This is a genomic window from Niveibacterium sp. 24ML (genome assembly GCF_026586805.1).
In the GTDB taxonomy this organism is placed as follows: Bacteria; Pseudomonadota; Gammaproteobacteria; order Burkholderiales; family Rhodocyclaceae; genus Niveibacterium.
On the sequence record NZ_JAPFHA010000013.1, the window covers coordinates 26,521 to 40,630 of the forward strand.

The window sequence follows — 14,110 nt, forward strand, 5'->3', positions numbered from 1 at the left end:
CAGACCGTCGAAGTCGAAGGCTGTTTGCGCGGGGGCCGATCAGCATGCTTCGACTGTTCAATCATTACGTTCCGACTAACGCCTTTGCGCAGGTGCTGTTTGATGCCCTGCTGCTCTTCGCGGCTATCCTCGTTGCTGCTTCGGTGCAAACCACGGGCGGCTTGGTCTGGATTGGTGAGGTGGCGCCATCTGCGCTGCTGTTTGCCTGCATGATGATTGCGCTCAACGGCGCACTGGGACTCTATCGCGGCGGCCCCACATCAAGTCTGTATGACACCCTGGCGCGGATTCTCTTGTCGCTGTTGGCGAGCATTCCGGTTGCCTATGCGGCATTCCGCATGCTGCCTTGGGGCTTGTTTGATCAGCACAATGCTGAGCTCACCGTGGTCTTGATTCTGGGTTCCGTCCTCGCCTTGCGCGGCTTTGTGGTCGGAGCGGCAGGAGAGCCCATCTGGCGGCGCCGGATCCTGGTGATTGGTACCGGGGATGAGGCCGTGGCTGTCGATCAAAGCTTGCGCAATCTTTCGTCGCGCGGTTTGAGCGTGGTGGGCTTCTATCCTGCGGCCAACAATGATGCGGTCGAAGTTTCCGGGCATCGTGTGTTGCCTGCCAGCGAGTCCTTGCTCGAAGCCGTGCGTAGCCACAACGTCAATGAAATCATTGTGGCGGTTCGCGAGCGGCGTGGCGGTTCTATGTCGCTCAAGCAGTTGCTCGACTGCAAATTGGCGGGCGTCAAAGTGCTCGACCTCTCGTCGTTCTATGAACGCGTTCGCGGCCAGGTTCGGATCGACGCCTTGAAAGCCAGCTGGTTGATTTACGGCGAAGGGTTCCGGCAGGGCTGGGTGCGTTCGACGATCAAGCGTACCTTTGATCTGGTTGTTGGCACATTCATGTTGATCTCGGCATTGCCGGTGATGCTGGTCACCGCCATTGCGATCGCAATCGAATCCGGACTGCCAATTTTCTACACGCAGGAAAGGGTTGGGCGTGGTGGGCGGGTATTCCGGGTGATCAAGTTCCGCAGCATGCGGACGGATGCCGAAAAAGATGGAAAGCCGCGCTGGGCTTCCGCCAAAGATGATCGCGTGACGCGGGTTGGTCGCATCATCCGCAAGACCCGAATCGATGAGCTGCCGCAACTGCTGAACGTGATTCGCGGCGATATGAGCCTCGTTGGCCCGCGTCCCGAGCGCCCCTATTTTGTTGATCAGTTGGCGCGCGACATTCCGTTCTTTGCCGTGCGTCACAGCGTCAAACCCGGGCTGACGGGGTGGGCGCAGGTTCGTTATCAGTACGGCTCGACCGTCGATGACGCGGTCCAGAAGTTGCAGTACGACCTCTACTATGTGAAGAACCACTCGCTTTTCCTCGACGTGTTGATTCTCGCTGAGACAGTGCGCGTTGTACTGACCGGGGAAGGGGCGCACTGACGGTGCTGCGTCCTACCGATCGTCTGGAGTCTCAAGTCTTCAAGGGGTATCAGTGATTTCGGTCGCGGCGGGCATTGCCGCCGCAGGCTTCGGGCTGGCGGCGCTGCTGTTTGCGCTGCTGGGCCTTCACCTGCGCTTGACCTGGCGGGGCGGCCGTCAGGGCGCCTTATTGCTGTGTGCTGTCGGTGCAAGTCTGGTCTGGGCGTTGTGCGCACTGGGCTTCGTGCTGGCGCCCTCGTCTACGCTTTGGCTTGCCGCGGGGATGCTGGATGGCGTTCGTGTCCTCGCGTGGCTGCTTTTCCTGTTTTCCTTGCTCGAACTAGCGGGTGAGGAGTTACCGCCTTCGATCGCTCGTGTTCGCCAGATTGCGGTCGGATTGGTCCTGCTTCGCGTCGGGGTTGAGGCGCTCGGCGCGGTTGGTCTGCAGAGCGGCGCATTTGCGACGCAGATGCTCGATGTGCTGACCTTGGCAAGTGCGGTTGCGGGGCTTGTGACCATCGAGCAGCTCTATCGAAACTTCCCTGAACAGTCGCGTTGGGGAATCAAGCCCTTGGCGATCGGCTTGTTGGGCGCCTTTTTCTTCGACATTTACGTCGCGGCCGACGCTTTCATGTTCCGGCGCCCCGATCTGACGCTCTGGGGGGTGCGGGGGTTTGTCTGGGCGCTTGCAATGGCGCTGGTGGCCGTATCGGCCGGGCGCAGTCGAAACTGGAATTTCCGCATCAGCGTCTCGCGCGAGGTGGTGTTTCATTCGGCAACCTTGGGTGTTGCGGGCTCGTTCCTTCTTGCCGTTGCGGCGGCGGGCTACTGGGTGCGCTATTTTGGTGGTGCCTGGGGGGGGGCGTTGCAGGCCTTGCTGTTATTTGGTGGCTTGCTCGGATGTGCAGTCGTTTTGTTCTCCGGCTCGTTCCGCGCACGTCTTCGAGTGTTTCTCTCCAAGCATTTCTTCAGCTATCGCTACGACTATCGGGCTGAGTGGTTACGCTTTACGACCTCTTTGGCCGTATCGGGTGGTAGCGCAGACCTTTCAGCAGCCGTAATCGGGGGCTTGGCCGATCTGGTTGAAAGCCCGGGGGGGGTACTGTGGTTGCGCGATCGCAGCGATCGCTACATCCCGTTCGGACGCCTCAATCATGTTCAGATCGACGCGGCGGAGCCGGGTGACGGTGATTTGGTGCGCTTCCTGCAGCGGAAGGGATGGATTGTCGATCTCGCACAGGCGCGCAGTCAGCCCTCGCTTTACGAGGGTTTTTCTCCGCCGGCTTGGATTGAGCAGGTGCCGGATGCCTGGCTGATCGTTCCGCTGTTTGTGGAAAATGAACTGGTCGGCTTTGTCGTGCTGATGACGGCCCGCACGCCAGTTGAGGTTGACTGGGAGGTGCTCGACCTCCTGAAGACTGCATCACGCCAAGCCGCTGTGCATCTTGGGCGCCATCAAGCCGCCGAGGCATTGCTGGAAGCGCAGAAGTTTGACGCCTTCAACAGGATGTCGGCGTTCGTTGTGCATGACCTCAAAAATCTTGTCGCGCAACTCCAGTTGATGCTCCGGAATGCGGAACGACATGGCGACAATCCAGAGTTCCAGCGCGACATGCTTGATACCGTCAGGCATGTGCAGGAACGCATGCAGGGCTTGATGGGGCAGTTGCAGGAGAAGCGTTCAATCGACATCCGCAAACCGGTTGCGCTCGCCGAACTTGCAAGGCGGATTGCCGATTCAAAGCGGCATCAGCGGCCTGTGGTGGGGGTGACGGTTGACGCCAGTCCGATTGCAATGGCGCATCCTGAACGCATAGAGCGTGTGCTAGGCCATCTTGTGCAAAATGCACTCGACGCCACAGGCGACGATGGTATCGTCGGAATGCGGGTATTCGAGCAGGCTGGCATGGCTTGCGTCGAGGTAGGCGACAGCGGCAGCGGAATGTCGCCGCAGTTTGTACGCGAGCGCCTGTTCAAACCATTCCAGAGTACGAAAGACGCGGGGATGGGGATCGGCGCATACGAAACCCTGCAGTACGTCACTGAGCTTGGTGGTCGAATCGAAGTTAAGAGCGAAATCGGGCGGGGGACGACCATGCATGTCTGGTTGCCATGTTTGCATGACGCGCTAGCGCCAGAGGAAGCGGCTTGAGAGATGAACGAACGGAAAAGAACGCTTTTGATCGTTGAGGACGACCCCGCACTGCAGAAGCAGATGCGCTGGGCCTTCGATCAGTACGAGGTCGTCACGGCCGATGATCGGGAGTCGGCGATCGCGCAGCTCAGACGCCACGAGCCTGCTGTTGTGACGATGGACCTCGGTCTACCGCCGGCCCCGGATGACACATCGGAGGGCTTTCGCCTGCTCGGCGAATTGCTTGCCCTGGCGCCTGATACGAAAGTCATTGTCCTGACCGGGCAGCATGACCGCGAGAACGCGGTTCGCGCAGTCGGCGCGGGCGCTTATGACTTTTTCGCCAAGCCCTTCGAGCCGGAGCTTCTGATGCTGACGATCGATCGGGCGTTTCGCCTTTACGACCTTCAGCACGAGAACAGGCGGCTGCAGGTGCAGCATGCCGGTGGACCGCTAGGCTCCGTGATTACTCGCGATGCCACCATGCTGCGGATTCTCCGCACCATCGAGAAGGTTGCGTCGGCTAACGTGACTGTGATGCTGCTTGGCGAGAGTGGCACGGGCAAGGAGGTGCTGGCGCGCGGCCTGCACGAGGCGTCGCCTCGGCGCGCAGAGCGCTTCATCGCGATCAACTGTGCCGCGATTCCCGAGAACCTTCTCGAGAGTGAGCTCTTTGGCTACGAGAAGGGGGCGTTTACAGGGGCCGTCAAGCAAACGCCTGGCAAATTCGAGCTGGCGCACAAAGGCACGCTTTTCCTCGACGAAATCGGCGATTTGCCGATTGCACTGCAGGCCAAGTTGCTGCGTTTCTTGCAGGAACGTGTCGTCGAGCGAATCGGCGGGCGGGAAGAGATTCCGGTTGACGTCCGTATCGTCTGTGCAACCCACCAGGATCTGAAGTCGCTGATCGGACAGGGTCGCTTTCGTGAAGACCTCTTCTATCGACTCGCTGAGATCGTGATCGATATTCCCCCTGTGCGCGACCGTGAGGGTGACTCAATGCTGCTCGCGCATGCATTTGTGCAGCGCTTTGCCAGCGAGCATCGCAAGGGCTCAATGAGTCTGACGGACGATGCGCTTGCAGCGCTGGCGGCGCATCGATGGCCGGGTAATGTTCGCGAGCTTGAAAACTGCATCAAACGCGCGGTGATCATGGCGGACGCCGGCAGGATTACTGCGGATGATCTGGGCTTCGAGTCGCCCACTGAGGACCTTGACGCGTTCAACCTACGTGCGGTGAGGGATGAGGCTGAACGCCGCGCCGTGGTGCGAGTGCTGGCCCGCGTGAACGGCAATATTGCACGCGCCGCCGAGGTGCTGGGCATCAGTCGTCCGACGCTTTACGACCTCATGAACCGATTCGGCCTGAAAAAAGACCCGGTCTGACCAAATAAGGTTCCAACATGAAAACGATCCGATTGACGCCGCTCGTCGCGGCATTGCTGGCTGCAGTGCTTGTGAGTGCTTGTGGGGACGATCCGGAAAAGATGCTCGTCTCCGCACGTGAGTACATTGCCAAGGGCGATACCAATGCGGCGACGATCCAGCTGAAGAACGCGTTGCAGAAGAATCCGGGCCTGGCGGAGGCGCGTTATCTGTTTGGCAAGATCCTGCTTGAAAGTGGCGATGCACAGGGCGCCGAGAAAGAACTGCGCAAGGCGCTTGAGGCGGGACATCCAATCGAGCAGGTCGCGCTTCCGTTGGCGCATGCCATGCTCGTGCTCGGTAAGGCTCAACTGGTCGTGACCGAGTTTGCCGCGATGAAACCGGCAAAGCCCGAAGCGGCTGCCGCCATTGCGGTTGCGGTGGCCGATGCCGAGCTGGCATTGAATCACGTCGAACGCGCGGAAGAGTCAGTCCGGACCGCCTTGGTGGCCGTACCCGGCTTCGGGCCCGCGGAAGTGACTTCTGCTCGGATCAAGGTCATGCAGCGCGACCTTGCCGCGGCGCAATCCATCCTGGATCGAGCGATCAAGCGGAATTCGAGTAACTACGATGCGTTCGTCCTGCGCGGTGAGATCAGCCTCGCGAATAACAAGAACACAGAGGCGATCGCCGATTTCGAGGCCGCCATCAAACTGCGGCCCCAGCTTGCTGCGCCCCGGATGCGTTTGGCTCAGATCTATATTGGCAGCCAGGCTTTCGACAAAGCCGAGGCTGTGATTGCGGACGCCAAGAAAGTGGCGCCGAACAACATTCTTGTGCGTCAGCTTGAAGGCGTGCTCGCCATCTACCGCGGCAATAACGAAAAGGCGCGCGATTCGGCACAGCTTGTATTGCGGGGGGCGCCAGACTTCCTGCCGGCGGTGATGCTGCTGGGTGTGGCCCAGATGCGACTGCGTGACTACGTGCAGGCGCAGGCGAGTTTCGAGAAGCTCGTCGCCAAAGCGCCCGGCGCACCGGGGCCGCGCCGGCTTCTTGCTCGCGCTCAATTGGCCACGAATGAACCGGCGCGTGCACTGGAAACCCTCACGCCGCTCCTCTCGCAAAAGCCGGATCAGGAAACGCTCATGCTGGCTGGACAGGCTGCGCTTCAGAGCGGCGATGCGGTGCGGTCTGCGGAGCTCTTTGGAAAGCTGTCGGCAATCGATCCGAACGATTCGGCTTCACGCTTGCGGCTGGGGGTCGCGCGGCTCGCCGCCGGCGAACGTGAGGCCGGCATGCATGATCTTGAGGCTGCGGCGGCGGCTGACGACAAGAGCTCCGATGCTGAAATTGCACTGATCTCTGCCTATGTTCGGACCGGCAATACCGTCAAGGCGCGCGCGGTCGTCGATCGAATGATTGCTGCCGATCCGAAGAGCCCACTTGCCTACAACTTGTTGGGCGGCGTCTTGCTCTCGGCGAAGGACGAGGCCGGTGCCCGCAAGGCGTTCGAGAAATCGCTCGAAGTGCAGCCGCTCTACATGGCTTCAGCAATGAATCTTGCCCGCCTCGACATCAAGGCTGGCAACACTCAAGCCGCCAAGGGGCGCTTCGAGAGCATTATCGAGCGTGACCCGAAGGCCATTGAAGCCTATCTGCAACTGGCGAAGCTGATGATGGAGAGCCGTGCAAAGCCAGAAGAAGTGCGCAAGGTGCTCGATCGTGCAGTTCAGGCAAATCCCGATGAGCTGGCACCGAAGCTCGCGATTCTCGAATTGTTGCAGCGGAGCAACGATGTCAAGGGTGCGCAGGCCATGGCACAGCAGCTTGCGGCGGCTCACCCGACAGACCCGAATGTGCTCAATGCCGCCGTGACCGCCTACGCCCGTGCCGGTGATATTCAGCAAGCCATCAGTACCACTCAGGCATTGATAAAGCTGCAACCGATGGCATCCGCGCCGCTCGTGATGCTTGCCGACTTGCAACGTGGCGCCAAGGATTGGGCTGCGGCTGAGGATGCGCTGCGCAAAGCGCTGCAGATCAAGCCCGATCTGCTTGAGGCGCAATACCGACTGGTTGCCATCGCGCTAGAGCAACGCAAGCCGAATGAGGCGATTTCGATCGCCCACGATGTTCAGAAGCAGCGACCGAAGGAGGCTGTCGGTTGGGTGTATGAGGGCGATGCGCAGGTCATCGCGAAGAACTGGCCGGCGGCCAGCAAGGCCTACCAGAAGGCCAACGACATCGCCCCTTCAGCGCAGATTGCAGCGAAGTACCACAACGCACTAATCGAATCCGGCAGCCGCACCGAGGCAGACAAGTTCGCAGCCGCTTGGCTGGTGAAGTATCCGAAGGATGTTCCATTCCGGTCTTACTTGGGCGAGCGGGCGATTGCCGCAAAGGATTTCGAGGGCGCGGCCAAGGCCTATCGTGCAGTGCTTGATCTTGATCCGAAGAACGCCGTCAATCTCAACAACATGGCCTGGGTTGCCGGCAAGCTCAAGGACCCCAAGGCAATGTCGTACGTGGAGCAAGCGCTCGCGTTGGCGCCAAACGATCCAGCGATCCTGGACACCAAGGCGCAACTTCTCTTTGACGATGGGAAGTACCCGGCTGCGGTGGATGTGTTGAAAAAGGCCGTTGCCGGAGCGCCGAAGAATCCTGCCTTGCAGTTGAGCTTGGCGCGCGCACTCGCCAAGTCGGGTGATACGGCAGCCGCCAAAGCGGCGGTCGATGCATCCATCAAGCTATCGCCGGAAAACTCTCCGATCCGCACGGACGCAGAGGCCTTCCTGAAATCTCTTTGATCTATGACCCCAAACAAGAATGAGGAATCGGTCATGACAACCGTTGCAGTGATTGGCTTGGGTTATGTTGGCCTGCCGCTTGCCGTTGAGTTCGGCAAAAAATATAAGACGCTTGGCTTCGATCTGTCGGAGCAAAAAGTAGCCGCCTATCGCAATTTCGTGGATCCGACCGGCGAAGTATCCTCCGAGGACCTGCGGGCTGCGACGCACCTGACTTGCTACACCGATCCCGCTGTGATCGCTGAGGCGGACTTCGTGATCGTTGCGGTACCGACGCCGGTAGATGATGCGCATCAACCGGACTTCACCCCCTTGATCAAATCGTCGGAGTCGGTTGGCAAGCACATCAAGCGCGGCGCAACGGTCGTGTATGAGTCAACGGTCTATCCCGGCGCCACCGAAGAGGTGTGCATTCCGATCATCGAGAAGCACTCCGGGCTCAAGTGGAAAGACGGCTTTTTCGTCGGCTACAGCCCGGAACGCATTAATCCCGGCGACAAGGAACGGACGCTGACGAAGATCGTCAAGGTGGTCTCGGGCGATACGCCCGAGACGCTCAAGAAGGTGGAGTCGCTCTACGGTGCGGTCATTACTGCAGGTGTTTATCCGGCTTCGAGTATCAAAGTTGCCGAAGCGGCGAAGGTGATCGAAAACACACAGCGTGATCTGAACATCGCGCTGATGAACGAACTTTCGCTGATTTTCCACAAGATCGGGATCGACACGCTTGAGGTTCTCAAGGCCGCGGGCACCAAGTGGAACTTCCTGCCTTTCCGGCCGGGCCTGGTTGGTGGTCATTGCATCGGCGTCGATCCGTATTACCTGACCTACAAGGCCGACATGCTTGGCTACCATCCGCAGGTGATTCTGGCCGGGCGGCGGATCAACGATGGCATGGGCAAATACATCGCCGAGCAAACCGTCAAGCAGATGATTGCCAACGATCTGCCGGTCAAGGGTGCGAATGTGATCGTGCTGGGGCTCACGTTCAAGGAGAACTGCCCTGACCTGCGCAACAGCAAGGTCATCGATGTAATCCGCGAGCTTAAGACCTTCGGCGTGAATGTGCATGTTCATGACCCGATTGCCGAAAGCAGTGAAGCGGAGCATGAATACGGCGTTTCGCTGAGCGCGTGGGACGCCTTGCCCCAGGCTTCTGCGATCGTTGCGGCGGTCAGCCATCAGGAGTACGCCGCCATGGGGGTTGAACGGCTGGCGAGCAAGCTTCTGAGCGGTGGCGTGTTCACCGACGTCAAGAGCTTCTACGACCCGGCCCAAGTTGCCGCAGTCGGCGCGAAGCTCTGGCGGCTCTGAGCCCGATTGCGGCGTGGTCGGAGTGGCCGATGCGCAACCTGCTCAGCCTGGCTCTCGGCCTGCTTTGCCTCGTTTCTGGCGCGACTGCCGATGAGGCGAAGCTGGCCGACCCGCGAGCAAGCCTTGCGCGACAGCTTGTTGCGCTTGGGACGCAGTATGAGCATGGCGAAGGCATGCCGCAGGATCCTCTGCGTGCGGCTGAGCTTTACTGCGATGCTGCGCGATACGGCGACGCAGAGGCGCTCTTTGCTCTGGCCTGGATGTATGGCAATGGGCGTGGTGTCGAACGTGATGAGCGAATCGCCGCCACCTTGATGACGCGTGCGGCCGAGGCAGGGTATGAGCCTGCTCAGGGCGCACAGCGCTTCTTCGGGCCGTCGGCGGGCGTACTGCCCGCTTGCATGACGACGCGTCCGGCGCAGAGCCGGGCGGAGGCAGTAGCGTCCGAAGACGCAGACCTTGATGCCTTGCTGGCGGGCCTCCCGGCAAACAAGCAGCGCGTCGCGCAACTCATCCGCCTGCTTGCGCCGCAGTATGCGATCGACGCTCGCCTCGCTCTTGCAGTAGCCGCAGCCGAGTCGAACTTCGAATCGCTCGCGCGCAGCCCGCGCAATGCCTACGGGGTGATGCAGCTGATTCCGGATACGGCGCAGCGATTCAAGGTGCGCAACATCTATGATCCGTCGCAGAACATCAAGGGCGGGCTGGCGTATCTGCGCTGGTTGCTCTCGTACTATCGTGGCGACGTGCTGCTTGCACTGGCTGCCTACAACGCGGGCGAGGGCGCGGTCGATCGCTATCGCGGCATTCCGCCCTATCGGGAGACAGTCGACTATGTCAAGCGCATTTACGGAATGTTCGGACGCGCCAGCCATCCGTTCGATGCCCAACTCGTCGCGCCTTCGCCGATCATGGCGGCACGCTAGCCGCGCGCTTGGCTTCGCGCTGGCCTTGCTTGCCGCGGTGCCGGCGGCGGCGGAGCTGGCTGACACGATCCTCAAGGTCAAGCCCTCGATTGTGGCGGTGGGCACTTACCAGCGGGCACGCACGCCGCCATTCCGCCTGCTGGGGACGGGCTTTGCGGTTGGCGATGGTTCGCTCGTCGCCACTAACTCCCATGTTGTACCTGCAACGCTGGATGCCGAGCGCTTCGAAGAACTGATCGTGTTCGCGTTTGGCGAGGGCGGCGAGCCCAAGCCATTCCGCGCGACAAAGCGTGGTAGCGACCCAACCCACGATCTGGCATTGCTGAAGCTCGAAGGGGTGGTGCTTCCTGCGCTTCGACTTGAGGAGTCGCTGCGCGTGCGTGAAGGGCAGGCCATCGCATTTACAGGCTTCCCCATCGTTGGCGCGCTGGGTTTGAGCCCGGCGACCCATCGTGGAATCGTCTCCGCTATTACGCCGAACGTGCGGCCCACGGCGCAGGGCGGGCAGTTGAATCCGCAAGCGATCAAGCGCATTCGAGAGGGTAGCTTCCCAGTGCTGCAGCTCGATGCCACCGCGTATCCGGGGAACAGTGGGAGCCCGGTCTTCGACCAGGAGTCCGGGAATGTGCTTGCGGTGGTGAATATGGTGTTCGTGAAGGGCAGTAAGGAATCAGCCCTCAGTCAACCTTCCGGGATCACTTATGCGATACCGGCTCACTTCCTCAAGGCGCTAATTGATCAGGCGCGCTAGTCAATCGAGCAGGGTGCGAGCGCCTTCGAAGCGTTGCGCGAAGTAGGCGGAATCGAGCCGTTCGACTCTGACGGCGCCATTGGTGGAGGGGGCGTGCACGAAGCGCCCGTCGCCGATGTAGATGCCCATGTGCGAGAAGGGGCGCTTCATGGTGTTGAAGAACACCAGGTCGCCGGGTCGCATCTGGTCGCGTTCAATCGGGCGTGCCTGAGACGCAATCTGCGCAGCGTTGTGTGGCAGCTTGACGCCGGCCACCTGTTCCATGACGTAGCTCACCATGCCGCTGCAGTCGAGCCCCGCTTGCGGATTGCGCCCGCCGAAGCGGTAGCCGGTGTCGACCAGTCCCAGGGCGAAGACGACGACATCGACCCCCATCGACGCATCGGGCAGGCGAACGGCTGGCTTTGTGCTGGCGGTCTGCGGCACGCGCTGTGGTGTGCTGGAGCAGGCCGCTAGAAGCAGTGCGGTGGCGGCCAGCGTGCATGCAGCAAGGTTCGCGCGCGTCACGTCAGGATTCCAGCCAGAAGGTGACCGGGCCGTGGTTGGTGAGGCTGACTGCCATCTCTGCGCCAAAGCGGCCGGTTTGCACGGATGCGTGGGTCGCCTGCGCGTGGGTGACGGCCAACTCGAACAGATCGCGGGCGCGCCCGGGTTCGGCTGCCGAGGTAAAGCTTGCGCGCATGCCCGTCCGGGTGTCTGCCGCCAGCGTAAATTGGGGAACCAGCAGCAAGCCGCCGGCGGTATCGGCCAGCGAGCGATTCATTCGCCCGGCGTCATCGCTGAACACGCGGTAGCCCAGAATGCGTTCGACGAGGCGGCGGGCGGATTTTTCGTTGTCGTCTGGCCTTACGCCGACCAGCGCGAGCAGGCCGGGCCCGATCGCGCCGATTGTCTCGCCATCAACCACTACGGATGCGTGCAGCACGCGTTGGATCAGCGCGATCACTGCAGTTCGATCGTTCCGGTGACGGTGACGCTGATCTGGGTTTCGCCGGTTTCCAGCGAAGGCGGCGGGGCAGCCTCGGAAGCCATGCTCATGGTCGCCGCGCGTGCCATCGGCATTGGCGGGCGGAAGTTCTGGTTGGTGTTGATGGCGAAATTGCGAATCCTGTACTTGCGCCCCAGTGCGGTGCTGGCAAGTTCGGCGCGCGCCTTGAAGGCGGCGATGGCATCGACGATGGCCTCGTCTTCGGCCTTGCGGCGGGTTTCCGGCGAGGGCGAAAAGCTGATCTGACCCAGCGCCAGCTCGCCCTGCAACTTGCCCAGCAGGCCCGATAGCGCCGCCGAATCACGGCTTTCGAGAATGAGTTCAGAGCGCATCCGCCAGCCGTCGATCTTTTGCGAGTTGCGCGTGTAGTTCGGCCAGGTACTGCTGTTGCCCGAGCGCACCTTGACATCCGCCGCGCCTTTGGCGACCGACAAGCCCTGGTTGATCGCCTGGTTCACCTTGCGCGTGAGCGTGTTGAGATTGGCGTCGCTCGCCTCGATGAATACAACGGCGCGCTGCAGATCGTTCGCCGCGGCGCGGGCGCTTTCGACACTCAGGTCGATGGTTGGAACGGTAGCTGCCGCTTCCGCAGCCGTGGCCGGCATGGCAAGGCTGGCGCCCAGCAGGACGGCGATCAAAGTCTGTTTCATCATGGCACCCCGAAGTAAGCCTGGCTTCAGTCTAGCAGGCGGGCTTTGCCGTGCCAGAGAGCCAAAGTGTTACCCGATCTTGCGCAGCCCGTTCGCGTAGCGGCTTGCGTTGCGCACGTAGCCGGCTGCGCTGCGTTCCAGCCCGGCGACTTCCTCGTCGCTCAGTTCGCGGATGATGCGCCCCGGCGTGCCCACCACCAGCGATCGATCGGGGATCACCTTGCCTTCGGGGATCAGGGTGTTGGCGCCGATCAGGCAGTGCTTGCCGATCACCGCACGATTGAGCACCACGGCGTTGATGCCGATCAGCGAGCCCTCGCCGATCGAGCAGCCGTGCAGCATGACCATGTGACCTACCGTGACGTTGGCGCCAATCGTGAGTGGCACGCCGTCGTCGGTATGCAGGATCGAGCCGTCCTGGATGTTGCTGTTGTCGCCGATGGTGATCGGGTCGTTGTCGCCGCGCAGGGTGGCGCCAAACCACACGTTCACATTCCGCCCCAAGGTCACAGCGCCGATCACGGTGGCGTTTTCGGCGACCCAGCATCCCTCGCCCAATTCGGGGCTACGGTCGTCCAGTGCGTAGAGGCTCATGCTTGTGCTATCCAATTGATTTGTCTGCATTTGCTGCAGCGCGAGGGGCGCAATGGTATGCCGCGATGCGCGCGCCAGGCAAGCCGGAATGCGCCTGCGGGTGACGCCGCGCTGCTGCGCTTGCGCGCGGGTGTGCATGGCCGCCCAAGGCCCAGGGGCCGGCGCCCCTTGCGACGCATGCTGCGGCACGGCACAGTTCAGGCTATCTACTCAGGAGCGTCTCATGCATTTCCGTGTTGGCCCGATCGTGCTGATCCTTGTCGGCGTGTTGTTTCTGCTTAACAACCTCGGGCTGTTCCAGCTCAAAGAGGTGTTTCGTGCAATGGGCACCTGGTGGCCCTTGATCCTGATCGTGGTTGGCGCGGCCGGCCTGATTGGCGGCAAGCGCTAGGCATTTGCAGCGGTTGACCTGATCGCGGTCACGCCCAGCCCGTGTGGGCTATTGTTCGCTCACACGCCCCCATCGCCAGACCTGGAGCCACCATGGCCGTTTACGAAGTAAAGCACCCGCTGGTCAAACACAAAATCGGCCTGATGCGGGAAGGCGATATCAGCACCAAGAAGTTCCGCGAACTCACCGCAGAACTGGCGCGCCTGCTGGCCTATGAGGCCGCGAAGGATTTCGAACTCGAACGCGTCACCATTGAAGGTTGGGCGGGCCCGGTCGAGGTCGACCAGATCAAGGGCAAGAAGCTCACCGTGGTGCCGATCCTGCGTGCTGGTATCGGCATGCTCGACGGTGTGCTCGACATGGTGCCCAGCGCCAAGGTGTCGGTGGTGGGCATTGCCCGCAACGAAGAAACGCTGATGCCGGAGCCCTACTTCGAGCGCTTTGTCGGCAACCTCGCCGAGCGCAGCGCCTGGATCATCGATCCGATGCTGGCCACGGGTGGTTCGCTAATTGCGACCATCGAGATGCTCAAGCGCAACGGCTGCCGCCACATCACGGCGCTCACGCTGGTGTCGGCCCCCGAGGGCATCCGCGCGCTGGAGGCAAGCCACCCGGACGTGTCCGTATACACCGCAGCGATCGACAGCCACCTCAACGAGCACGGCTACATCATTCCCGGGCTTGGGGATGCCGGCGACAAGATCTTCGGCACCAAGCTCTGAACGCCCCCATCGGCCGCCACCCGCGGCCGATTTCATATCCACCCTCCGTACCCGGAAAG

At 61.4% G+C, this 14,110-nt stretch carries 13 protein-coding genes; 9 read left to right on the forward strand and 4 right to left on the reverse strand.

All coding sequences use genetic code 11. The features are described 5' to 3' along the window. Positions 1-44 precede the first annotated feature (44 nt). The 7 genes from OPU71_RS12365 to OPU71_RS12395 are packed head-to-tail and all read left to right on the forward strand — an operon-like array spanning position 45 to position 10,706. Complete coding sequence (locus OPU71_RS12365; protein ID WP_267728288.1) at positions 45-1,430, forward strand: TIGR03013 family XrtA/PEP-CTERM system glycosyltransferase; 1,386 nt, start codon at positions 45-47, stop codon at positions 1,428-1,430. A gap of 52 nt (positions 1,431-1,482) precedes the next feature. Next, positions 1,483-3,561 carry an XrtA/PEP-CTERM system histidine kinase PrsK gene (gene prsK / locus OPU71_RS12370; RefSeq protein WP_267728289.1) on the forward strand — a complete coding sequence of 693 codons (2,079 nt, stop codon included), beginning with the start codon at positions 1,483-1,485 and terminating at the stop codon, positions 3,559-3,561. Between the two features lie 3 nt (positions 3,562-3,564). Continuing rightward, entirely contained in the window at positions 3,565-4,929 is a 1,365-nt protein-coding gene (prsR, locus tag OPU71_RS12375) for a PEP-CTERM-box response regulator transcription factor (RefSeq protein WP_267728290.1), read from the forward strand. Between the two features lie 17 nt (positions 4,930-4,946). Further along, positions 4,947-7,715: an XrtA/PEP-CTERM system TPR-repeat protein PrsT gene (prsT, locus tag OPU71_RS12380; RefSeq protein ID WP_267728291.1), complete on the forward strand. Its 2,769-nt coding sequence runs from the start codon at positions 4,947-4,949 to the stop codon at positions 7,713-7,715. Between the two features lie 33 nt (positions 7,716-7,748). Further along, entirely contained in the window at positions 7,749-9,029 is a 1,281-nt protein-coding gene (locus OPU71_RS12385) for a nucleotide sugar dehydrogenase (RefSeq protein WP_267728292.1), read from the forward strand. 29 nt (positions 9,030-9,058) lie between these two features. Further along, complete coding sequence (locus tag OPU71_RS12390) at positions 9,059-9,955, forward strand: transglycosylase SLT domain-containing protein (protein WP_267728293.1); 897 nt, start codon at positions 9,059-9,061, stop codon at positions 9,953-9,955. Beyond that, the gene (locus OPU71_RS12395) at positions 9,912-10,706 is read left to right on the forward strand and encodes a S1C family serine protease (protein WP_267728294.1); all 795 of its coding nucleotides are present in this window, start codon (positions 9,912-9,914) and stop codon (positions 10,704-10,706) included. The genes OPU71_RS12390 and OPU71_RS12395 overlap by 44 nt, the downstream gene beginning before the upstream one ends. On the opposite strand, the gene OPU71_RS12400 is transcribed toward OPU71_RS12395, so the two are convergent. From OPU71_RS12400 to OPU71_RS12415, 4 genes are all read right to left on the reverse strand, one after another. After that, positions 10,707-11,213 carry a C40 family peptidase gene (locus OPU71_RS12400; protein ID WP_267728295.1) on the reverse strand — a complete coding sequence of 169 codons (507 nt, stop codon included), beginning with the start codon at positions 11,211-11,213 and terminating at the stop codon, positions 10,707-10,709. A gap of 1 nt (position 11,214) precedes the next feature. Next, positions 11,215-11,652, reverse strand: a complete 438-nt coding sequence (gene dtd, locus OPU71_RS12405) for a D-aminoacyl-tRNA deacylase (protein WP_267728296.1) — start codon at positions 11,650-11,652, stop codon at positions 11,215-11,217. Then, the gene (locus tag OPU71_RS12410) at positions 11,649-12,344 is read right to left on the reverse strand and encodes an SIMPL domain-containing protein (RefSeq protein ID WP_267728297.1); all 696 of its coding nucleotides are present in this window, start codon (positions 12,342-12,344) and stop codon (positions 11,649-11,651) included. Before OPU71_RS12410 ends, dtd begins: the two co-directional genes overlap by 4 nt. A 69-nt stretch (positions 12,345-12,413) precedes the next feature. Beyond that, a complete protein-coding gene (locus OPU71_RS12415) occupies positions 12,414-12,938 on the reverse strand; it encodes a gamma carbonic anhydrase family protein (protein ID WP_267728298.1) in 525 nt (174 codons plus the stop codon). A gap of 223 nt (positions 12,939-13,161) precedes the next feature. Here OPU71_RS12415 and OPU71_RS12420 point away from each other — a divergent pair, with 223 nt between their 5' ends. Continuing rightward, on the forward strand, positions 13,162-13,329 hold the full coding sequence (locus tag OPU71_RS12420; RefSeq protein ID WP_267728299.1) for a LiaI-LiaF-like domain-containing protein: 168 nt from the start codon (positions 13,162-13,164) through the stop codon (positions 13,327-13,329). A 92-nt stretch (positions 13,330-13,421) separates the two neighbouring features. Beyond that, the gene (upp, locus tag OPU71_RS12425; RefSeq protein ID WP_267728300.1) at positions 13,422-14,051 is read left to right on the forward strand and encodes a uracil phosphoribosyltransferase; all 630 of its coding nucleotides are present in this window, start codon (positions 13,422-13,424) and stop codon (positions 14,049-14,051) included. Positions 14,052-14,110: the final 59 nt, after the last annotated feature.

Excerpts from the sequence above, each read along its gene's own strand:
- OPU71_RS12365 (WP_267728288.1), top strand. The coding sequence starts at position 45 with ATGCTTCGACTGTTCAATCATTACGTTCCGACTAACGCCTTTGCGCAG.
- prsR (WP_267728290.1), top strand. The coding sequence starts at position 3,565 with ATGAACGAACGGAAAAGAACGCTTTTGATCGTTGAGGACGACCCCGCA.
- prsT (WP_267728291.1), top strand. The coding sequence starts at position 4,947 with ATGAAAACGATCCGATTGACGCCGCTCGTCGCGGCATTGCTGGCTGCA.
- OPU71_RS12385 (WP_267728292.1), top strand. The coding sequence starts at position 7,749 with ATGACAACCGTTGCAGTGATTGGCTTGGGTTATGTTGGCCTGCCGCTT.
- OPU71_RS12390 (WP_267728293.1), top strand. The coding sequence starts at position 9,059 with ATGCGCAACCTGCTCAGCCTGGCTCTCGGCCTGCTTTGCCTCGTTTCT.
- OPU71_RS12395 (WP_267728294.1), top strand. The coding sequence starts at position 9,912 with ATGCCCAACTCGTCGCGCCTTCGCCGATCATGGCGGCACGCTAGCCGC.
- OPU71_RS12410 (WP_267728297.1), bottom strand. The coding sequence starts at position 12,344 with ATGAAACAGACTTTGATCGCCGTCCTGCTGGGCGCCAGCCTTGCCATG.
- OPU71_RS12415 (WP_267728298.1), bottom strand. The coding sequence starts at position 12,938 with ATGAGCCTCTACGCACTGGACGACCGTAGCCCCGAATTGGGCGAGGGA.
- OPU71_RS12420 (WP_267728299.1), top strand. The coding sequence starts at position 13,162 with ATGCATTTCCGTGTTGGCCCGATCGTGCTGATCCTTGTCGGCGTGTTG.
- upp (WP_267728300.1), top strand. The coding sequence starts at position 13,422 with ATGGCCGTTTACGAAGTAAAGCACCCGCTGGTCAAACACAAAATCGGC.